Annotated in this window: 23 protein-coding genes and 3 riboswitches; of the genes, 14 read left to right on the top strand and 9 right to left on the bottom strand. The window is 43.9% G+C overall.

The annotated features are described in order from the left end of the window. Nucleotides 1–41 precede the first annotated feature (41 nt). Nucleotides 42–196: riboswitch (SAM riboswitch) on the bottom strand. A 131-nt stretch (nucleotides 197–327) separates the two neighbouring features. Then, entirely contained in the window at nucleotides 328–1,287 is a 960-nt protein-coding gene (gene isp, locus BV11031_RS11430; RefSeq protein WP_010330474.1) for a serine protease Isp, read from the bottom strand. Between the two features lie 221 nt (nucleotides 1,288–1,508). On the opposite strand from isp, the gene rsbRB reads away from it, so the two are divergent. Further along, nucleotides 1,509–2,342: an RsbT co-antagonist RsbRB gene (rsbRB, locus tag BV11031_RS11425; protein WP_010330475.1), complete on the top strand. Its 834-nt coding sequence runs from the start codon at nucleotides 1,509–1,511 to the stop codon at nucleotides 2,340–2,342. A 35-nt stretch (nucleotides 2,343–2,377) separates the two neighbouring features. Here the strand turns inward: rsbRB and BV11031_RS11420 are convergent, their stop codons facing one another. From BV11031_RS11420 to BV11031_RS11405, 4 genes are read right to left on the bottom strand one after another with little or no spacing between them, the layout of a single operon-like run. After that, on the bottom strand, nucleotides 2,378–3,142 hold the full coding sequence (locus BV11031_RS11420; protein WP_010330476.1) for an HMP/thiamine ABC transporter permease ThiX: 765 nt from the start codon (nucleotides 3,140–3,142) through the stop codon (nucleotides 2,378–2,380). Continuing rightward, entirely contained in the window at nucleotides 3,117–4,751 is a 1,635-nt protein-coding gene (locus BV11031_RS11415; protein ID WP_010330477.1) for an ABC transporter ATP-binding protein, read from the bottom strand. Before BV11031_RS11415 ends, BV11031_RS11420 begins: the two co-directional genes overlap by 26 nt. Further along, nucleotides 4,738–5,337 (bottom strand): ECF transporter S component, encoded by a 600-nt coding sequence (locus BV11031_RS11410; RefSeq protein WP_010330478.1) that lies wholly within the window; start codon nucleotides 5,335–5,337, stop codon nucleotides 4,738–4,740. Before BV11031_RS11410 ends, BV11031_RS11415 begins: the two co-directional genes overlap by 14 nt. A 1-nt stretch (nucleotide 5,338) precedes the next feature. Continuing rightward, nucleotides 5,339–5,941: an HMP/thiamine ABC transporter substrate-binding protein ThiU gene (locus BV11031_RS11405; RefSeq protein WP_010330479.1), complete on the bottom strand. Its 603-nt coding sequence runs from the start codon at nucleotides 5,939–5,941 to the stop codon at nucleotides 5,339–5,341. A gap of 95 nt (nucleotides 5,942–6,036) precedes the next feature. Beyond that, a riboswitch (TPP riboswitch) is annotated at nucleotides 6,037–6,149 on the bottom strand. 100 nt (nucleotides 6,150–6,249) lie between these two features. Here BV11031_RS11405 and ykoG point away from each other — a divergent pair. From ykoG to mgtE, 7 genes are all read left to right on the top strand, one after another. After that, nucleotides 6,250–6,936: a two-component system response regulator YkoG gene (gene ykoG / locus BV11031_RS11400; RefSeq protein WP_010330480.1), complete on the top strand. Its 687-nt coding sequence runs from the start codon at nucleotides 6,250–6,252 to the stop codon at nucleotides 6,934–6,936. A gap of 3 nt (nucleotides 6,937–6,939) precedes the next feature. Further along, nucleotides 6,940–8,304, top strand: a complete 1,365-nt coding sequence (locus BV11031_RS11395) for an ATP-binding protein (RefSeq protein WP_129550763.1) — start codon at nucleotides 6,940–6,942, stop codon at nucleotides 8,302–8,304. After that, nucleotides 8,301–8,981 carry a PepSY domain-containing protein gene (locus tag BV11031_RS11390; RefSeq protein WP_129550762.1) on the top strand — a complete coding sequence of 227 codons (681 nt, stop codon included), beginning with the start codon at nucleotides 8,301–8,303 and terminating at the stop codon, nucleotides 8,979–8,981. The genes BV11031_RS11395 and BV11031_RS11390 overlap by 4 nt, the downstream gene beginning before the upstream one ends. A 91-nt stretch (nucleotides 8,982–9,072) precedes the next feature. Continuing rightward, nucleotides 9,073–9,588, top strand: a complete 516-nt coding sequence (locus BV11031_RS11385; protein ID WP_010328211.1) for a PepSY domain-containing protein — start codon at nucleotides 9,073–9,075, stop codon at nucleotides 9,586–9,588. Nucleotides 9,589–10,079: 491 nt separating this feature from the next. Beyond that, on the top strand, nucleotides 10,080–10,217 hold the full coding sequence (locus BV11031_RS11380) for a transcriptional regulator SplA domain-containing protein (RefSeq protein WP_003218541.1): 138 nt from the start codon (nucleotides 10,080–10,082) through the stop codon (nucleotides 10,215–10,217). Nucleotides 10,218–10,324: 107 nt separating this feature from the next. Then, nucleotides 10,325–10,492, top strand: a riboswitch (M-box (ykoK) riboswitch). Between the two features lie 90 nt (nucleotides 10,493–10,582). After that, nucleotides 10,583–10,705, top strand: coding sequence for a hypothetical protein (locus BV11031_RS23180; RefSeq protein ID WP_010330178.1), 123 nt, complete (start codon nucleotides 10,583–10,585; stop codon nucleotides 10,703–10,705). 17 nt (nucleotides 10,706–10,722) lie between these two features. Further along, on the top strand, nucleotides 10,723–12,078 hold the full coding sequence (gene mgtE, locus BV11031_RS11375) for a magnesium transporter (RefSeq protein ID WP_010330179.1): 1,356 nt from the start codon (nucleotides 10,723–10,725) through the stop codon (nucleotides 12,076–12,078). A gap of 42 nt (nucleotides 12,079–12,120) precedes the next feature. Here mgtE and BV11031_RS11370 read toward each other — a convergent pair whose 3' ends face one another. After that, nucleotides 12,121–12,453 (bottom strand): MerR family transcriptional regulator, encoded by a 333-nt coding sequence (locus BV11031_RS11370; RefSeq protein WP_003239028.1) that lies wholly within the window; start codon nucleotides 12,451–12,453, stop codon nucleotides 12,121–12,123. Nucleotides 12,454–12,646: 193 nt separating this feature from the next. On the opposite strand from BV11031_RS11370, the gene BV11031_RS11365 reads away from it, so the two are divergent. The 3 genes from BV11031_RS11365 (at nucleotide 12,647) to BV11031_RS11355 (ending at nucleotide 13,669) form a co-directional block, all read left to right on the top strand. Then, nucleotides 12,647–12,808 (top strand): hypothetical protein, encoded by a 162-nt coding sequence (locus tag BV11031_RS11365; protein ID WP_010330180.1) that lies wholly within the window; start codon nucleotides 12,647–12,649, stop codon nucleotides 12,806–12,808. Between the two features lie 81 nt (nucleotides 12,809–12,889). Next, entirely contained in the window at nucleotides 12,890–13,072 is a 183-nt protein-coding gene (locus BV11031_RS11360; RefSeq protein WP_010330181.1) for a hypothetical protein, read from the top strand. 132 nt (nucleotides 13,073–13,204) lie between these two features. Then, complete coding sequence (locus BV11031_RS11355; protein WP_014113553.1) at nucleotides 13,205–13,669, top strand: MarR family winged helix-turn-helix transcriptional regulator; 465 nt, start codon at nucleotides 13,205–13,207, stop codon at nucleotides 13,667–13,669. A gap of 4 nt (nucleotides 13,670–13,673) precedes the next feature. On the opposite strand, the gene BV11031_RS11350 is transcribed toward BV11031_RS11355, so the two are convergent. Further along, entirely contained in the window at nucleotides 13,674–14,801 is a 1,128-nt protein-coding gene (locus BV11031_RS11350) for an MGDG synthase family glycosyltransferase (RefSeq protein ID WP_010330183.1), read from the bottom strand. Nucleotides 14,802–14,890: 89 nt separating this feature from the next. On the opposite strand from BV11031_RS11350, the gene BV11031_RS11345 reads away from it, so the two are divergent. Continuing rightward, the gene (locus BV11031_RS11345; RefSeq protein WP_010330184.1) at nucleotides 14,891–15,442 is read left to right on the top strand and encodes a YkoP family protein; all 552 of its coding nucleotides are present in this window, start codon (nucleotides 14,891–14,893) and stop codon (nucleotides 15,440–15,442) included. Nucleotides 15,443–15,469: 27 nt separating this feature from the next. On the opposite strand, the gene BV11031_RS11340 is transcribed toward BV11031_RS11345, so the two are convergent. Then, entirely contained in the window at nucleotides 15,470–16,285 is an 816-nt protein-coding gene (locus BV11031_RS11340; RefSeq protein WP_010330185.1) for a metallophosphoesterase, read from the bottom strand. A gap of 195 nt (nucleotides 16,286–16,480) precedes the next feature. On the opposite strand from BV11031_RS11340, the gene BV11031_RS11335 reads away from it, so the two are divergent. Further along, a complete protein-coding gene (locus BV11031_RS11335; protein WP_010330186.1) occupies nucleotides 16,481–18,175 on the top strand; it encodes a DUF6044 family protein in 1,695 nt (564 codons plus the stop codon). A gap of 12 nt (nucleotides 18,176–18,187) precedes the next feature. Beyond that, the gene (locus BV11031_RS11330; protein WP_010330187.1) at nucleotides 18,188–19,207 is read left to right on the top strand and encodes a glycosyltransferase family 2 protein; all 1,020 of its coding nucleotides are present in this window, start codon (nucleotides 18,188–18,190) and stop codon (nucleotides 19,205–19,207) included. 86 nt (nucleotides 19,208–19,293) lie between these two features. Here BV11031_RS11330 and BV11031_RS11325 read toward each other — a convergent pair whose 3' ends face one another. Then, nucleotides 19,294–21,129, bottom strand: coding sequence for a DNA ligase D (locus BV11031_RS11325; protein ID WP_010330188.1), 1,836 nt, complete (start codon nucleotides 21,127–21,129; stop codon nucleotides 19,294–19,296). Between the last annotated feature and the right edge of the window lie 3 nt (nucleotides 21,130–21,132).

Here is a 21,132-nt window from a genome sequence, read left to right as displayed (position 1 = left end):
TCCCATGAGAGAAAGAGGCTTTTCTGCGTAAAACACTGCCTCTCTCATCTCTCAGAACAATCTGATGGAATTAGCACCGTGCCTTATGAGACATCAGTCTCGGCGCGAAAAGCAGTGCGCCCCATTTCACAATGGAATTACGGTCGGTTGCTGTTGGGGTCAAAAGGCCAATCCCTCGCCCAACTCTCGATAAGAGAAAATGTTATTAATTTTTTGAAAAGTTAAATCATTTGTTGGTAATCTTAACAGTAATCCAAATTTGTTGTCAACATAGAATTTGAAATTATATTTACTATATTTGGATTATGTTATATAAGAAAAATAATTTTATAGGGTCATCAAATGTGATTGCTCTGCTTTTTCTGCCAGCTCATCAGGAGCGGTTAAATATAGGAAGCCATTACCTGCCAGCGTTTTTGCAATATCAAGAGGGAGTGTTCTGCGGATCAGCTGTGCATAAACCTCAGTTTCAGAAAGCTTTCTTTGAAAAGATTCTTCTTCATAGCTTTTGATTAAAGCAAGCGCTCCGCTGACATGAGGGGCAGCCATTGAGGTGCCGGTGAGTTTTCCGTACTTCTTGTTAGGAAGGGTCGATAAGATCTGTTCTCCCGGAGCCACAAGATCGATCTCTTTATTTGCATTAGAAAATTCTGATAATTCACGCGCTATGGAAACAGATCCAACCGCGATGACTTCATTATAAGCTGCAGGGTAGGAAAGCTCTTCTGTTCGTTCATTTCCGTCACCTTCATTACCCGCTGCGCAAACGACAAGCACTCCGTTTTTGACGGCGTTTATCACCGCTTCTTTTAATTCTGGCACATCGCTCGGTCCGCCAAGGGACATCGAGATGATATCAACTTTCTGTTCCACCGCGTAGTTAATGCCGTTAATAATCCATTCGTATTGGCCGCTTCCGTTTGCGCCGCCCAGAACCTTTACAATCAATAGGCTTGCCTCAGGCGCGACTCCGGCAATGCCGCCGTTTGAATCGTTAGCTGCAATCGTTCCGGCGACGTGTGTGCCGTGTCCGTTGTAGTCGGAAATCACATCTTCCTTGCCGCCGTCATCATCCGTGAAGTTTTTTCCGCCGATGATTTGGCTCTTTAAATCTGGATGGCTTGTGTCGCATCCCGTGTCCAATACTGCAATTTTTACATCTTTGCCTTTTACCCCTTTTGCCCACATTTCTGGCGCCTTAATCACTTTAATGCCCTCAGGAAGCTCGTTTACATCCATGATCTGCTCATTCGTCACATACGGGATCAAGCGGATTTCACCATTCATAAAAAAGCCCTCCTTTTTTATGCTTGCAAGTGGATTCAAGGGTGTTGCCTCATATTATATGAAAAAAGCAACCGCTCGGACAGAGCCATTTGAAGCATTTTGAAAAAATAGGATACACCCCAAAGAATGATTAAATTTCAAAATATTGGATGGCTCAGCATGTATGACTAGGATTCAGCTGTCAGTCAAGTTATAATAGTGTTGGGGAAAGGAGCGGTGTGATGAAACTGAATGAAAAATTATATGCATTTTTTTCAGAGCATGTGGAACAAATGGCAGAGGAATGGATTGAAACAATGGAGGAAAGTGATCCGAATTCGCTTTACGCCTTACATAATGCATCTGTAACGGAAGAATTGAAAGAGCAGGACAGAGAGTTTTACAGGCATCTGAATAACATGTATGTTTTACCGGAAAAACAATTTCTCGAAGAATTTCAAGAGTGGGTCATTGAACTGACGAACGATCAAAAGCATCTCGACACTCCGGTTCAGTATGTGATTCGGGAGTTTATGAGAAACCGGAGATTATATACGAAGTATCTTGAGAAGTTCGCAAAAGAAAATGAGTCGGCGCTTGAACCGGAGGAGAAACAAAAATGGGCCGATTTGATTGTAAGAGTTTTTGATTTTACCATTTATACATTCGTTGATCACGCTGAAGCGAATGCCAAACAGCAGTTAAACGCCCAGAGAGAGATGATTTTGGAATTAAGCTCGCCTGTCATTACCCTGAGCAAATCAACAGCTCTGCTGCCGCTTGTCGGAGACATTGATACTGAGCGGGCAAAGTTCATTCTGGAAAACACGCTTCATGCTTGTGCAAAAAGGCGCGTGGAGCATCTATTAATTGATCTATCAGGTGTGGTTGTGGTTGATACGATGGTGGCGCACCAAATCTTTAAATTGATCGAGGCGCTCACTTTAATCGGTGTCAGGTCAACCCTGTCAGGAATCAGGCCGGAAATCGCGCAAACCGCTGTACAGCTGGGGATTGATTTTTCGAATATTACAATTAAAACCAATCTTGCCCAGGCTTTAAACTATCATCAATAAGAAAAAATCCGCTATCATCGCCGATAGCGGATTTTTTATGAGGCAAAACATAAGGATACGAGAAAAGATCCTGCGAATAGCAAGAGAATGAGGCACAAGAACAGCCAGTCGAGGCGGTTAACGGTAAGGGTCCTGTAATATGTCCGGTTTCTGCTTCCTGTAAACCCTTTCGATTCCATTGCGAGCGCTGTCCGCTCCGCTTTTCTGATGGCGCTTGCCAAAAGCGGGATGGTATACCGCTTTAAGGCGCTGATTTTCTCAATAAACCCGCTCTCTGCCGCTCCTCCTCTGATTTTATGGGCCTGCTGGATCAGCTGGATTTCATCCTTTAACAGAGGAAGAAAACGAAAGCCTGCAATAACGCCATATGCGAGCTTTGGTGAGAGCTTGCACTGCTGGACAAGGCTCAGCATAAATAAAATCGGATCGGTCGTAAAAACAAACATCATTGATAAGGCGGAAAAGCACAAAACCCGAAAACCGAGAGAGATGCCGACAGAGACATTATCACTGTTGATCGAGATAGGGCCGGCCTGAAACAAGAAATTATCCGGAGTTGTCGGAACCTTTCCAAAAACAGCGGCTGTCCATACGCACCCGAATGCCAAAATCAAAAACGGAATCGTAAACAAAAACCATTTTTTCAATGGGATGTTGGCCGCCACTAGGACACCCGCTACGATGATGACATAAAAACACGCAGGGGTGTAAGGGTTGTAAATGAACGATAGCATGACGACACAGCAAAAAACCGCCGCCGCTTTTACTGCCGGATTAATATGATGTAACGGCTGCTTCATCACGCACCTCCTTCTGGCAGGCCATCCATTCATATAAAAGGGGAAGGGTAAGCTTTGCTTTTTGGACAAGCCCCTTTTCCTGAGAAAATAGCTGCGCTGGAGATCCGTCAAAAGCCAAATTCGTATCGTGCAGGACAAGGACGCTGTCGGCATACGAAGAGACAAGCTCCATATCATGTGTAATCATAAGAACAGCGGTTCCTTCTTCCTTAATACGCTGAATCATGTCCATACATTCAGCCGCCGTGCGGGCGTCCTGGCCAAAGGTTGGTTCGTCTAATAATAAAACCTTTACGTTATGCATGAGCATGGTGGCGACGCTCAGGCGCCGTTTTTGCCCTTGGCTGATGGCAAACGGATGATGATCAGCCAAATGCGCAAGACCAAAACGATGCAGCAGATGCTGCGCTTTTTTCTCAGTTTCAGCATTTACTTTCCGGCCGAACAGCAGCTCGTCATATACTGTGCCTGTGACGAACTGATGCTCCGGGTTTTGAAAAACAAATCCCATTCGTTTTCGCAGTTCAGTTTCTTTATACGATTGCAGCGGCTTTCCATATAGAAGAATCTTTCCGCTTTTCGGCTTCATCAGACGGGCGAGGACGGATAAGAGCGTTGATTTCCCGGTGCCGTTCGGGCCGACAAGCGCCGTCAAAGTGCCTTCACGCAATGAAAAACCGATGTCTTCGAAAATCGTCTGCTGCCCTCTTGCGAACGAAAGGCTGCTGACTTCCAGCACACTCTCCCCGAAATGAACTTTTTTCTTTTCGGCATGGCAGGGAGGAAAGGGCTCTTTGAACAGTCGCTCTTTTGATAGAGTGAAAGGGATGCTGCGCTTTTTCAGCAGGTCACACACTTTTGGAATTGCGATACCTAGTTTCTTTAAGGTTTCCGCTTCGTGCTGAAATACATCTACCGTTCGGCCATCCAGCGCTTTTTTGCCTTCTTTGTCCAGTACAATGGTTCTCTCAATCCAAGGTATCCATTCATCAAGCTGGTGCTCAATGATAAGGAGGCTGAAGCCTTTTTCCCGCTGAAGATCTTTCATCATATGAACGAACTCCCGCGCTGAATAAGGGTCTAATAGAGAAGTCGGCTCATCTAATATAATCAGCTCAGGCTCCATGGCCAGTATACAGGCAAGAGCAACTTTCTGTTTTTGTCCTCCTGACAAAGTGGATATCGTTTTTTCTTTTACATGTGGAATGTGTAATGTGTTTAAAACGGCATCGATCTTCTCTGTCATCTCTTCTTTTGGAATCTGCAGATTCTCCAGCCCGAAAGCAATTTCGTCCTCTACCGTCAGCATGCAAAACTGCTGATCCGGGTCCTGAAAGACGACCCCGGCATGCTGAGCAACAGATTCGGTATCTGTGACCGGTTTTTGAAATAAAAACACATGTCCGGACTGTATGCCGTCGCAAGCCTCCGGATAAAGACCGTTTAAACAAAGGGCGAGCGAGCTTTTTCCGCATCCGCTCGGTCCTAACAATAAAGCGCATTCTCCTTTTTGAAGCGCAAACGAGATGTTTTGAAATACCGGTTTCTCGTCTTCTTCATAAGAGAAGCTGAGCTGGTCAACCGTCAGAAGCTTATCAAAGGCTTGCATGTTCTGATATCCGTTTCCGTTTCTTTTTCAGTTCCTTTCCGAGCGCCACTCCGTTTAACACACCCGTATAAGCGAGAGAATCGCTGACAGCTTTTCCGAGAAGTCCCGCAAGAAGCGCGCCGGAAGCAAGACGGATCATGAGCAAAATGAAAAGATAGCCTGGTGAATAGGCGATATAGCCAGAAACAAAAAGATTATAGATAAAGCTGGCTACTGAAGAACCCATTCCCGCCAGCATAAGGACTGGAAGAGAGTATGCTTTCCAGCGTGTCGCGAAAAATACAGCTTCAGCCCCGAGACCTTGAACGATGCCGATGACGATGACCATCGGGCCGGACGGATTTCCCAGCAGGCATTCAACGAGAGCGGCGATCACTTCAGAAATAAGCGCCGCACCCGGTTTTCGAATCATGTACGCGGCAATGATAGAAACGATAAACCAAATGCCATAAATCGGTTCATAGGCGATTGGCCCGAACATACCTGCGAGTACGTTTCCAAAATGCGTAAATAATAAATAAACAATGGCAAAAACGATACTGATAACGGACATGATGACAATTTCTTTTACTTTCCAGCTTTTCATTTTATCCCTGCTTTCGGTTTTTTCTTGATGGACTGTTAGCTGAGAGATTCACAGTCATGGTTACGTGCTTTGTTTGCTGCTCAGCCATGCGGAAAACGGCTTCCAATGTCCTGAATACGTCATGCGCATCCCCATCAAGCTCACTCGCGTAATGGACACCCTGTACGAATGTGCCTTCTGCTTTCGCAATGTCGACAGCTTCCATGATTAAGCCCATATAATCCGGCTCATTCATCGGATAAAGGGCAAATTGGCATGGCGCTTCCGCTTTCAGGCTCCGGATAGCCTCTTCATTGACACGCTTCTCGTCTGCGGAAAGATATGTATCTCCTTGGGTATCGCCCGGGCATCCGATGGAAAACGTCCCGTTCATGACGATGTGTTTTGCGCTGTTCGCCGCATAAAGATAAATCGCTTTGGCAACGTCGAATACATGATCAATTGAACCGCGCAGAACTGTGCTGATATGATCGGTTTTCGCCCAAACCTTAGATGTGTCGGTTTTATTCAGCGCAGACTTGATCACACTGATAAAATCATCCGACATCGGATATAAAGAGAACCGAAAACCGGCGATTCTGCTTGTGCCGCATATGTGTTCCATTTCTTTAACCCCCTGTTTTTTGGTAAAATAAAAAACTGCATATCCTAAGGGAATATGCAGTCATAGACCGATTAAGCGCACAAAAAAATACACCATTCGGTCAACCTGCACTTCCCCACGCTGGTATTATCCAGATCGGGTCATAAGGGATCAAAGCGCGTACTCTCGCGCTTTATCTCAGCCAAAAACAGCACCCCTAGTGCTTTCCGTATACAATTTTTTATGTTGACATCATAATAGATGATAAGAATCATTTTGTAAACAAAGAAATCATTTTTTCATATTGGGACAGGAGAGGGTGGTCGGATTTGGAAAAAGGGAACCTATTAATTGTGGAAGATGAGGAAAAAATCGCCAGAGTGCTTCAGCTGGAATTGGAATATGAAGGATATGGCGTCACCGTTAAACACAATGGCACAGAAGGACTGAACGCGGCCATAGAAGGAGGGTACTCCTTGGTGCTTCTTGATGTCATGCTTCCGGGGCTTAGCGGCCTGGAAGTGCTGCGCCGCTTAAGAAAAACAGATTCGCACACACCAGTTATTTTATTAACGGCGCGCGACAGTATACCTGATAAGGTAACAGGATTGGACATCGGAGCGAACGATTATGTCACCAAGCCATTTGAAATTGAGGAATTGCTTGCAAGAATCAGGGCGGCGCTGCGCCAAAATGAAACAAAAACAGAAGGTATCAGCACCTTTCTTACATATGACGACTTGCGGGTGAACGAAAAAACCCGTGAAGTGAGACGCGGAGACAAAGAGGTAGAATTAACGCCGCGTGAATTTGATTTGCTCGTCTATATGCTGAAACATCCGCAGCAAGTGCTGACACGGGAGCAGATTTTAAACACAGTATGGGGATTTGATTATATCGGTGATACAAATGTGGTCGATGTCTACATCAGATACATCAGAAAAAAACTGGACTATCCTTACGAAAAACAGCTGATCCATACTGTTCGCGGGGTCGGCTATGCCATTAAGGGGTAAACGATGAAGCTAAAGACCAAAATTCATCTGTATACATCCATATCGCTGTTGATTTTATTGATTTTGGTCCACACGGCAGTCTATCTCATTTTTTCGGCTGGGCTGACATCAAAGGATGCGGCTCGGCTTGCTGATGAGGCGGATACCATTGCCGAAGCGCTGCATGCTGCTGAAACAGAGGGAGTGGCTTTGCAGGACATGCTGCAGGCCTACCTTCCAGCAAACGGCATGGTCCGTGTAGTGAATGGTGATCAAAAAGCTGTCATGACCATAACAAAAGAAAAAGGGTATAAAGATTTCCCACTCTCTTTTCACAGCGGGGAAACGGCAGATGTAAGGAAACATGACGGCAAACTGTTTGCTGAAGCTGCTGTTCCGGTGATTTGGGCTGATGGGCAAGTGGTATCTCTTCAGCTGGTTGAAAGGCTGGAGAACACAGAAGAGAGTCTGTTTCTGCTGAAAATCATCTTAATCGCTGCAAGTGCCGCTGTTTGTATCGCTTCTTTTTTTGCCGGCAGCTTGCTGGCCCGCCATATCATCAATCCGATCAGACGATTAATGATGACGATGAAAGACATACAGCGGGAGAAAGCATTCAAAACGATTTCCTTGGAAGGACAGTCGCACGACGAGTTATATCAGATGGGGCTGACATTTAATGAGATGGCGATGATGCTGAAAGAGCACTACGATAAACAGCAGCAGTTCGTTCAAGATGCTTCACACGAACTGAAAACTCCGCTCACGATTATAGAAAGCTACAGCAGTCTGATGAAGCGGTGGGGAGCAAAAAAGCCGGAAGTGCTTGAAGAATCGATAGAAGCAATTTATTCAGAAGCGCTGCATATGAAAAAACTGACCAATCAGCTTCTGGCGCTGGCAAAAAGCCATGAAGGACTTGATCTTGAGTTGAAAACAATCGACCTGGTTGAAGTGTCGCGCACCGTCATTCAAACGCTCCAGCCTGTCTATCAGCAGGACATTTTGCTTGAAACAGATAAAAAAAGCCTGTTTGTAATAGCTGATGAAGAACGCATCAAGCAGCTGCTGACCATTTTGCTCGATAATGCAATAAAGTATAGTGAAAAACCTATTGTGATGTCAGCAGGAACGAGGAATGGACTTCCGTTTCTGTCAGTAAGGGATGAAGGCATCGGAATAGATGAGGAGCATATCCCGCACCTGTTCGAACGGTTCTATCGGGCGGATGAGGCGCGGAACAGAAAAACAGGGGGAACAGGTTTAGGCCTTTCCATTGCCAAACAAATCGCCGATGAACACGGCATTGGGCTGTCTGTCAAAAGCAATCCGGATGAAGGGACAACCGTCACTATGCAATTCAAAGAACAGAACGGGGGAGGCAGATGAACAAAACAATCAAGGCAGCAGCTGTTGCGGCAGCAGCGGTTTTAGCCGTCATCATCTGTATGTTTCTCATCATTCGGCAAATCCATGATGATGTACTGTCAAAGGATGATGTCGTAAAAAAAATCGAAGCCTCTTATGAAGGCGAGGTTACGAAAGTAACACAATCAAAGGATAAAAAAACATATGACATGACCCTTGAAAATCCAAAGGGCACTTATTTTATAAAAGCTGACGCAGCATCTGCTGACGTTCTTTCGATGAACAGAGTAAAAGCGATGAATCCAACTGTCTTGACAGAAAAAGAAGCCGAGCATCTCGCGCTAGGGCGGGTCCCGGGAATCGTCAAAAAACAAACACAACAGGATCGTGTTGCCACATATACCATTCAAAAAGAAAATGGAGAAACATACGAAGTAAAGGTAGACATGCAGGCAAAGGCGGTCGTATCTGCTGATCGAATCAGCGGTGAAGATCAGCAAAAAACACCGATAACGAAACAAGAAGCCAAAACAATTGCAGAGCGGGAAACGGGCGGGACGGCGGATGACGCAGATCTCGAAAAAAGTGAGGGGACTCTCATCTTTGAAGTGGATGTTGATCTTCCGGATCATAAAGAAGCGACAGTGAAAATTAATGCCTACACCGGAAAGGTTGCGAACATTGTGTATGAAGACTGACGGTTTCTCATCAAATTCTCATCTTTCTCTCGTTTTTCTTTCATGTTGAGGATGTAAACTGTACTCATACAAAACAAAGGAGGAATCGATTATGCTTAAAAAAAGATGGATGGTTGGTCTTTTAGCAGGGTGTTTAGCGGCTGGCGGATTCAGCTACAACGCGTTTGCGAAAGAAAACAATGAAAATACACAGACTGCCGCTGCAAATCCTGGAGCACTTACTGAACAGGAAGCAGAATCAATTGCCCAAACGGTTGTTGACGGAACAGTGGACGACATTGACAGAGACATTTACAACGGCAGAGAAGTCTATGAAGTGGAGATTGAAAAAGACGGTGAAGACTACGACGTTTATGTGGACATCAATTCAAAACAAGCGCTCAATGACCCGTTAAAGGAGAAAGCAGAACAAGTTTCCATCACAAAGAAAGAAGCTGAAGAAATAGCCTTAAAGCAAACAAATGGAACCGTAACAGAAAGCAAGCTTGACGAAGACGACGGCGCTTACATCTACGACATTGAGATCCAAACGAAACAAGGCATTGAGACGGAATTTGACATTTCCGCAAAGGATGGACGGATCGTTAAGCAGGATATAGACGACTAATCATTCAGCGTGTCCGCAAACCCTCACTTTCGTTGTCAGGACTGGCTTCGGTGCCCATGTGATATGAAAGGAGCGGCGGCTAAATGCTTAGGCGTCATGCCTAAACACCGCCGTCATCACATCCTGTGAAGTCCGCTTTCATACTCGTCCTTCCTTCCTAGACATCAAGGGTTTTCAGCGGAAACATTTTTAGATTTTGTCAACAGTTTGAACCCCCGTTAGCAGCGGGGGTTTCAGCGTGTCGACAAACCCTCGCATTCGTTGTCAGTCCTGCGCGTTGGTGCTCACGAATCATAACATTCACTACGCTCCAATGCTCGTCCTTCCTAGACTTCAAGGGTTTTCAATCACGCTGAAAAGATGACAAAGTCCTAAAACAAAAACCGTTTTAGGACTTTGTCTACAATCTGGAACCCCCGTTAGCAGCGGGGGTTTTTCATGATAAGAAAACCTTCGTTTGGACAATCTAAGCAGAAAAGGAGGCGAAACAAATGGAAAAGAAAGAGGAGCAATACATCAATCAGGCTGAATATGTCCCTCATCCGACAAAAGAAGGAGAATATGCTTTATTTCTTCATGAAACATATCATTTGCTCTCAGAAGATGATGAGACGCAAACAACAGAATAAGGGCTTAGGCCCTTGTTTTGTTCCATTATTATGATGAAAGCGCATTAATTACTTTTTTGAGTTGACACAGCTTGTTTTTTTCTGTAATCTCAGTGTGTCAATTCAATTAAGAACTTCGTTAGGTGAGGCTCCTGTATGGAGATACGCTGCTGCCCAAAAATGTCCAAAGACGCCAATGGGTCAACAGAAATCATCGACATAAGGTGATTTTTAACGCAGCTGGATGATTAAATCCTATGCCATACAGTGCTAAAGCTCTACGATTGAAGGCGCTCGCACGCTTTTTTGCCGTGCTTCTTTCTCCTTCAATCCTGAAGGCTTTTTTTATGCCTTGAAAACGAAACTGATCAAAGGAGGTGCGGAGTATGGATTCTCCCCATTCGAGTCAATCTGAAGAGGTACCCATATACTATGACAGCAAGACAATTGATTACACGATGAGGAGACGATCTGCCGCACCTTCAGGCGAGGCCGGCACGTCTCCGTAGAGGAGGTACGAGTCCCGATGGTTCAAAACATGACCTATGACGAACTCATTTTACGCATCATTATTTTATTGCGAGACGGGAAGATTAGGGATTTCAGAAGCATTATTGATGAGCTTCAGCCCTATGATATGGCGTTTATTTTCAAAGAAATGCCGGAAAAACACCGCGCCCGCTATTTATCTTATTTAACTGTAGATGATATCACTGATATGATCGGGGAGCTGGAACGCGAATATCAGCTTGCCGTCTTAAATAAAGTCGGAAAAACAAAAGCAACGCTTGCGATGAACAAAATGGACAACGATGACCTCGCGCAATTGCTTGAAGAAATGGACGAAGAACTAAAGGAGCAGCTTTTGTCCAGCATGGAAGCGTCAGAGTCCAAAGCTGTTCAGCTTTTGATGAATTATCCAGCCGAGTCAGCGGGACGCATGATGACAAACCGGTTTGTGTGGATTCCTCAGCATTACACGGTGAAAGACGCGGTCGTCAAATTGAAAAGCTTTGCCGAAATCGCTGAATCGATCAACTACCTATATGTCATCAATGAAAGCAAACAGCTGGTGGGCGTGCTATCCTACCGCGATTTGATTCTGGGCGAACCTGAAGAAAAGGTGCAGGATTTAATGTTTACCCGCGTCATATCTGCAGACGCTCTTCAGGATCAGGAAGAGGTTGCCCGCCTGATTGAACGGTACGATTTCTTGGCGATTCCGGTTGTGGAAGAAAACAACGTGCTTGTCGGCATTGTAACAGTAGATGATATTATCGACGTTGTCATACGGGAAGCTGATGAAGATTACGAAAAGTTTGCCGCTTCCGGTAAAGACATCACCTTTGACACAAAGGCGTATGTGGCGGCATACCGGCGCTTGCCATGGCTGATTTTGCTCTTGTTTATCGGGCTGATTTCCGGAAGCATTATTAGTTATTTTGAAGATGCGCTGCAGCAGGTTGTCGCGCTGGCGTTTTTCATGCCGATGGTGTCAGGGATGACAGGAAATACGGGGACACAATCTCTCGCGGTTGTCATCCGAGGGTTGTCTAAAGAAGAATTGAACAAAAAAACGATTGTGCGCCTGATCTTCCGTGAATTCAGAACCAGTATTTATATCGGAGCGGTTTGTTCAGTGCTGATTGCAATAGTTTCTGTCTTATGGCAGGGGAACGCGCTGCTGGGATTTGTTGTCGCTTCTTCACTGTTCTTCACTTTAATTATCGGCACAATGTCAGGAACCATTATCCCAATTATTTTGCACAAGCTGAAGGTAGACCCGGCGATCGCTTCAGGACCGCTGATTACAACGTTAAACGATATTTTGTCTTTATTAATTTATTTTGGCATTGCCACTGCATTTATACACTCATTATAAATGACAAAAGTCCGTCTCAATTGTGAGTCGGACTTTTGTCATTTAACGGTTTTTGTACCGAAAGTGCGCATTAAGCTGCCCCTCCAGCATTTTTTTTCGCACTTGCGGATCGTTTTTTACCATTTGCTCTTTTTTTCGCATATCCTTTAAAATCTCAGCCGTCTGAACGCCGTCTTCACGTTTATTGGCAATATCCATCAGCCGCTCCACATCGGCAAAAGAATATTTTCTCGTTCCCCTTGAAGAACGCTGAGGATAAATGAGCTTTCGTTCCTCATAATACCTGATCTGTCTTACGGACAATCCTGTCAATTCACTCACAATCCCGATTGAAATCACTTTTTTGTCTTTATAAGAATGATCTTCTGTGGTCATTTTTCCACCCCTGGCTGTCTTTTGATAATAGTATATAAAAAACAATGAGAAAAAACCTGACGCTTGTCATATTTTCTAACATCAAATAGAAGATTTTTGAAAAAATACGGAAGAAAAATTAACAAGAATAATGCGTCACACCCAAGCGCGTTTTATCCTTTATGTAATGAATGACTGAGGAGGAAGGATAATCATGGAGGAAGAAAAAGCGGTCTCACTGGCAAGAGAAATTATAGAGTTGGATATCAAGCGTGATCAAATGCTGGAGACGTTTATGCAGCTTGCCGGAGAGCATGCTTTTCAATTATTAAGATCAGTTCAAAACGGACATTACCGACAATCTTCGTCATCATAAATTCTTTACATTAGATTCATACCACGTTCATGTAAAAAGAGTATCTTGTGTATAGGATACCTCATAATGAAGGAGGACGCTATGAGTAATTTATTAAAATCCGCTTTAGAAAAAGAAAGAAGCCACTATTCTGAAAAACTCTTTCAAATTGGAGTTTATAATAAAGAAGTCATGAACAAAATGACGATTTCCGAACTGCGGAAGGAATATGCGTATTTCTTTCGCAGCATTCCAAATCACAAAAAATATCCTTATACAAGATAATGTATAAGGATTTTTTTACTTTTAGAAGGAATTTCTCGAATGATAGCGAATACATATAGTAAGGGACTGAACTCTTATTATATGTAAGGGTTTTCATTATTTTTTTATAAAAATCCTATATACGAGGTAGATATGATGAGATTATCGTTTAACGAAGAAGAAGTTGAGCGTGCGATGAATTTGTACAGAGTTTTTGCAAGGGCTTTCAAAAGTGTGTCTGAACATAGTATCCGTGACAGCAAAGAGCATGGCTTTAATCCGACTGAATTTGCTGTATTGGAGCTTCTCTACACAAGAGGCCCGCAAAAATTACAGCAAATTGGGTCGAGACTTCTGCTAGTGAGCGGAAACGTCACATATGTCATTGACAAATTAGAAAGAAACGGGTTTTTAGTCAGGGAGCAGGACCCGAAAGATAAACGTTCTGTTTACGCGCATTTAACTGACAAGGGAAATGAGTATTTGGATAAAATTTATCCGATTCATGCACTGCGTATTGCGAGAGCGTTTTCAGGCCTATCGCCTGATGAACAGGACCAGCTGATCGATCTGCTGAAGAAAGCAGGCATTCACAGCCAGCATTTGCTGTTTCGTTAACTAGTTACACTCTCTGTGTCAGGGAGTGTTTTTTGTTTCTTATAAGCCTTTTTAACACATCTTCTATCTTCCGATCAGAGATTTCGCCGAGATATTCATTGACATGTTTTTCATATTCTTTCACCTGTTCATTCGATTGAAAAAATGCCTCAATACGTTCTTCCGCTTGCTGCATGTTCCAATTCCTCATATCTGTGACAAGCTTCCGTTTTTTTAGAAGGTTCACATTCATTTCCTCCTGGCCTGGCAGCGCATGATAAATAAAGACAGGAAGCCGTTTCTGTAAGCATTCGCTGATGGTCACGCCCCCAGGTTTTGTCATAATGCCTGAAGCCTGTTCGTATAAACGGTTCATCTCTGCTTTGCTGTGAAGGTAGGGAATGGCCTCAATCAAAGGGTGGCGTAAACTTTTGACATAGCTGTAGAGCTTTTCGTTCCGGCCGCATAATATTTTGTATAAGATATTTCCGCCTGGCGACAGATCCTGAACCCATTTCAAAATACCCCCGACTCCCATACTGCCGCCTGTGATGATGATGGTATATGGAGGATGATGCTGACAGGTGTCATCTGATCCTCTTTCAAACATCCGGTGAACGGGAATGCCAGTCATGAATATGTTTTTTTGATCGATTCCTTCAGACATGAGCTGCATCTTGATATCAATACTCGGAGCAAAATGGTAATCAATGTTCTCTCGTCCCCATAATTGATTCACAAAAAAATCGGTATATACATTCACAACCGTCATATCCGGATATTCAGGCTTTAGCCGATTCAGCAGATAGGAAGGCAGCGCATGTGTGCAAAAGGCGAAATCAGGCTGCTTTTCATTAAGGATGTGTCTCATTTGTTGTGTGAACAGCCATTCGTACATGGTATAGCGTTTGTCAATCTGATATTGGCCGCAGGCGAGGAGCCTGTAAATGCCGCTGTACGTTTTCGGGAAGTGCTGAATCCATTTTAAATACGCCCCAGAGGTCAATTTTTCTAATCGTCTATATGTGTGTGAAAAGATATCCATTTTCTCAGATGCGAATCCTTGAGAATCCAGTTCAGCCTGAAGGGCATCTGCAACATGGTGGTGCCCGGTGGAAATGCTTAAAAAAGGAAAAATGAGAATGTTTTTCATGATGGTCCTCCTAAAAAATATGGCAACTATATTTTGGGGAGAATGGTCACAAAATATAAGGGTGTATTTGATCATAAGGAAGTGAAGAGATGAAAACCTGTCTCCTTTCCATCTGGAGAGTGATTGATCCGATTTATTTCTTTTTTTCAAGATTAACCTTGATTGACAAAGATCGAAAAAGCGTCTTTCGGGTCAGGTTGACAAAGTACAAAGGGCATCATGTCGTGCTGAGCGACGGAACGCATATCAGAAAAAATGATGTGCTCGTAAAAATCCACCTGCACAACATTAAGCTGGCCAGAGAGCTGCAAAGCATTGAGAGCGCCGTCAGAAAGGGGATCATTATCTATCAAAAAGTATATCAATCGATGCCGATACTTTTGGATTACATCAACAATCATAAAAAAAGAGAGAAAATCAAAGGAATCATTGGGATTACGATGCTTGACAAAGGCGTGGAAAGACTCGGCTTTGACGTGGTTCCTCCGGTCAACCCCTTTTACAGATGCTTTAAAAAGATGACCCATCTGCCAATTTTATATTTAACGTCAAGGCCAGCAAGCTTGCGGCAAATACCGAATTCATCCTATTTGTTTATCTCAAAAGAAAAGCTTGAGAACACTTACCAAAAAAAAGACTGATGCTTTGGTCAGCACAGTCTTTTCTGATTAAATCTGATGAAATGTCACTTCGGGGCGGCTTCCGACACGGATATTCACACCGGTTTGTCCCAAGCCTTCGCTGATATAAAACGGTCTATCATTGTGATAATGAAGGCCTTTAATCATGTTCATGCGCACGAGCTTGCCCATTTTCACCAAATGATACGGTTTTGGCCAATGAATTTGCCCGCCGTGGAAATGGCCTGATAGCAGGTAATCAAAATGAACATCTTTCATATCCAGAATAATGTTTGGGTCATGTGTTAATACGAGCTGATAGCCGTTTTCTAGATTTTGATAAGAGCCGGTAATATTACTGCGTTTCGTGCTGTAATCATCAATTCCGATAATATTGACAGGCCCTGCAGCCGTCTCGATTTGAACATGTTCATTTTGGAGCGTGATACAGCCGTTTTCCTCTAAAACACGCTTCAATCTCTGAAAGTCCTTATCTTTCAATACATAATCATGGTTGCCGAACACCGCGTACATTCCATATGCAGGCTTCAGCTTTTGCAATGCATGTAAATAACCCGCCAGCTTCGGAATATTGCGTTTCCGATCTAGAAAATCTCCGGTAAGCGCAATGATATCCACAGGCTGATTCTTTGTTAAGCGATATAGCTCTTCAGGTGAAACAGAAATGTTTTCTAAGTGAAAATCTGATAAATGAAGGATATTCAATTTTTTTCTGGCTGGAAGGCCGTCTTTTTGATCAATTGAAATGGTGTTGACCTTCACATCTTTTGTATTGCGGTTCGCTCTATATATAAATGGCACAGATACGAGTATTATGGCCAATGAAAGTAAGATTGTAAACAACGTATATCCCCTCCCTTCTATCAGTATAGTAAGTGGTCGTACCTTAAAGATAGCGGGAATTAATGGGTAACAGACGGGGTGAAAACGGATTGTCTTCTGATGAATGTTTTGGAAGGGAAAAGGTATAATAAATTTTGACACATGAGGCAGAACATGCCGGATATGGAGTCAGTATAACAAATGGATGTGTAAGCGATGTTACGATTGATGAGACAACACAAAAAAGAAACATATTATCTCTGGATCGCATTATTTCTCCTTTTGCTGTATGTATCACCGCTTTTTATTTTAAAGGAAGATGCCCATATTCGCGTCCACGATAATTTAGATTCCAATATCGCTTGGTACAAGGTTTTGGCAGACAGCGGAGAAATCGTCGGCAAGGTTGACGCTGCCATTCCGCAAATTATTAACGGGCTGCCGAGAGATGCTTTTGGCACTGAGTGGAGCGGAATTGTTTGGCTGCACGCTTTCTTTTCTTCCATGACCGCCTATGCGATAAGCCAGACGATTACGAGGGTCGTCGCTTTTTTTGGAATGTATGTATTGCTGAAGAAACATGTGATTCCGGAGCCAAAAGCGGCTTTTATCCGAATAGGCGTATCGCTGGCATTTGCCTTAACACCTTTTTGGCCTTCTGGAATGCTGAGTACGCTTGGATATCCTTTGGCACTGTGGGCTTTTTTGAATATCCGAAAAGGTGATATCTCTTGGAGAGAGTGGCTGACGCTCGGTTTGCTTCCTTTATACTCAAGCTTTGTTTTAGGTTTCTTCTTTTTCTTGGCAGGAATGGCGTGCTTTTGGCTATATGATGCCATCACAAAAAGAAGAGGGAATTTGATGTTTTTAGGCAGTATTGCATTTATGACGAGTAGTTATCTTTTCGTTGAATATCGGCTCGTGTACTCGATGCTGTTCTCCCACGCGCCGATGCATCGGCTTGAATTTATCTCATCCCGGCATGATGTATGGCATTCACTTCGTCTATCCGTGAAAAACTTTGTCTACGGCCATAATCATGTGATGACCGTTCATACCGTTGTCATCCTCCCGATTCTGCTGATTGTTTTCGCAGCTATACTGTTCAAGCGAAATCGGACAAAGCTGGAAAATGTTTATCTGTTTTTATGTGGGCTAAATTACGGCCTGTCTTTATGGTATGCGTTTTGGTTCAACAAAATATGGGCGGTGCCAAAGCAGAAATTTGCCTTTTTAGCTGAATTTAATTTTGCCCGTTTTCATTTTCTGCGGCCGCTTGTCATATACGTGAGCTTTGCGCTTGCTTTATACCTTATTTGGCGGATGGGGAGAGGGTGGAAATGGCTTGTGCACGGTGCAGTCGCTGCACAGCTGATGGTGTTGGCGCCTTTTAATGAAGAATATACGTATGGCGTCCACTACAACGCGCCGACATTCCGGGAGTTTTATGCATCTGAGCAATTCAAGGAGATTAAGGAGTATATCGGGCGTCCGCAAGACTCGTACAGGGTGGCGAGCATTGGACTGCATCCGTCTATCGCCCAATATAACGGGTTTTACACATTAGATACGTATAACAACTTGTATCCGCTTTCATATAAATATCAATTTAGGCAAATCATTGAAAAAGAGCTGGAAAAAAACGCTCGGCTGAAACAATATTTTGATGAATGGGGAAGCCGTTGCTACCTTTTTGTCGATGAGCTCGGGAAACGATACGATTTTAAAAAGAACTCGAACAAAACGATCAATCATCTTCAATTAAATACAGCTGTATTTAAAAAAATGGGCGGGCGTTACATTTTTTCTGCCGTTCCGATCATGAATGCTGATCAAAACCATCTCGCGCTGGTAAAGACGTTTGACCATAAAGATTCGGCCTGGCGCATTTATTTATATGAAACAAAATAAGGAGGATATCGATTGAAACAGCCACAGCCACAGCCAGTGTTAACCATCGTCGTTCCGTGTTTCAATGAAGAGGAAGTGTTTCAAGAGACCTGCCGTCAGCTGACAGGGGTTATAGACGGATTAATTGAAGAAACATTAATCGCTGAAGACAGTAAAATCCTGTTTGTCGATGATGGCAGCAAAGACCGCACTTGGGCTTTGATTGCCATGGAGAGCATAAAAAACAAGAAGATTACGGGCTTAAAATTAGCCTGCAATGTCGGGCACCAAAGAGCGCTTTTAGCCGGACTGCATAAAGCGAAGAACAAATCTGACTGCGTGATTTCGATTGATGCTGATCTGCAGGACGACATTTCTGTTATCCGGGATTTTATATTAAAGTTTCATGAGGGGTGCGAGATCGTTTACGGTGTCCGCCGCAGCAGAAAAACCGATACCTTTTTCAAGCGGACGACCGCTTTAGGATTTTATCGCCTCATGAATAAGCTTGGAATTAAATTAATTTATAATCATGCTGATTTTCGTTTAATGAATAAAAGATCGCTTGAAGAGCTTGCACGCTATCCGGAAGCGAATCTGTTTTTAAGAGGCATTGTTCCCATGATCGGCTTTAGATCAGCCGAAGTCTTGTATGACCGGAAGGAGCGCTTTGCCGGAAAAACGAAGTATCCGCTGAAAAAAATGCTCTCATTCGCTTTTAACGGGATTACATCATTCAGTGTCGCGCCGATACGCTTTTTTACGCTTTTAGGTTTTGTTTTATTTCTCCTCAGCGCTGTGGCGGGAGTCGGTGCCTTTATACAAAAGCTGCTCGGCCATACAAACGCAGGCTGGACGTCGCTCATTATTTCCATTTGGTTTTTGGGCGGACTGCAATTAATGGGAATCGGGATCATCGGAGAGTATATCGGAACCATTTTTTCCGAAGTGAAAAGGCGGCCGAAATATGCGATTGATATCGATTTGTATAATGAGCCGCTGAGCCCGCTTCAGCGTCAAGAAAAAGAGAGGCTAGAAAAAAAGTACAGTTGAACGAAAAAGAGCTGACTTATATCGTCAGCTCTTTCGCATGTTGACAAACCTCATGATACTGGCTGGCGTCCCTGCTCGAACGTGAGTCAGCTTTGTTTTTTCAACTGATGTAAAATCGCGCTAAGAGGTTCGTCTTGCGGACTGCGGTAAAAATCAAAAAAAGGGCAGCCCTGCTTTCTAATCCGTTCGACGACGGTATCAATTGTAAACATAGAAGGTATTAAGGAGGTTTGGACCTCGTGCCAATAGAGCGGGGCTGCGACAGTGCCAAGCTCGTTTCCTCTTGTCGAATAAGGACAAATAATCGTTTTTCCTTCAGCATGCTGCAAGTAATCAAGGTACAATTTGCCGTGTCTGTTTTTGATCAGGCGTTCGGTGGTAAATAGCTCGGGAAATGCATTGGTGCAGTACGCTGCCACCAGCTGTGTGAATTGGCGTGTTTCTTTATACGTAAATGCCTCAGGGGACAAGGGAATATAAAGCTGGATGCCCTTGTTGCCGGACAGCTTCGGGTATGATGTGATACCGAAGGAGTCAAACAGCCGCTTCAGTTCATTCGCAGCCTGCACGGCCATAAGAAAGTCCTCTCGTGAGGGCGGGTCCAAATCAATGACAATTTCAGCCGGACGCCTGCTTTTAATGGTTTGAAAGGGAACATGAAACTCCAAAGCAAGCTGGTTGGCAAGCCATAATAAAGTGGACATATCCTCGCAGACGATATGTTCATGGCTTCCGTCATAGAAAGATTGAACAAAATCCGGCGCATAGTCCGGTTTGTTTTTTTGAAAAAACGATTCGCTCCCAGATCCATGCGGATAGCGGATGACGGTGACGGCACGGTCTTTCAGAAATGGGAACAGGTAGTCACTGACTTCAATCATGTACTGAATAAAATCTTCCTTTGTTTTTTTATTCTTTTCAAATATGACTTTATCCAGGCTTGTGAACTGAAGCTTCGGATGGACGGTTTTGGAATGGCGTATGACTTGGGCATACGTGCATTCGCTCCAATCCATTTGAAATTCAAAACCGACAAACGATACCTCCCTTAATGTGCCCTGGAGAATCGTTAAGTATTGAACGGTTGCGCAAATCGATGGTTCAAGCGTAAATTCGCCTGTTGGTGATCGATGTCCATGCTGTTCCATAATCTCGCGTATGGCGTTTTTTTCCTCATCACGCATTCCGTGCGAGACAGAGGCAATCGGTGTCATTACGCCGTGTTTTAGCACTGACACCGTCAAAAATCCATTATTGGGGTTAAACCCTGTTATGCAAACGTAAGCTTGTTTAAAGTTTTTATATTTAAGCCAATCGGATGACCGCTTCTTTTCAAGCCATTTGCTGTTTGTTTTCTTCGCTACAATTCCTTCTCCGTCATATTTCACAACCTTCTCCCAGGTCGATTCAAAATGGTCGCAGGAGGGGGTGTACTGAATAGCTTCCTTTGCATAAGGGTCTGGAGATGCAGGAAGCTTTGCGGCGGCCATCAGGCTATACAGCGATTTTTTTCGATCCAGATACGAAAGAGACGATACATCCTCTCCGCGGCGCTCTATCAAATCAAAGGCGAGAAAGCAGCACGGCCGCGCATTGGCCGCTTCTTGGATTTTATCCGGTCTTTTCAAACGCCCCCGTACTTGAATGTGCTCAAAATCTGAACGGCAAGGGTTCACCAAACATACGATTTCGCCATCTAGTGTCAGCGGAAGATCTTTTTCCATATGCTGAAAGGCAGTTTTGGCGAATTGCGTGATTTCAGGGAAGGTACTGGTAAGCGCCAAGCCATTTCTGCTGGTTAAGGTCACACCTGCTGAATGGATGCTGAGAATACAGCGGTACCCGTCATATTTTATTTCGTAGTGCCATTCTGCTCCGATTGGCGGTGACGAAGTAAGGACGGGCTGCATGGTGAACGCCATGGG

Source organism: Bacillus vallismortis (assembly GCF_004116955.1).
Classification (GTDB): Bacteria; Bacillota; Bacilli; order Bacillales; family Bacillaceae; genus Bacillus; species Bacillus vallismortis.
This window is presented reverse-complemented; position numbering and strand designations above follow the sequence as displayed.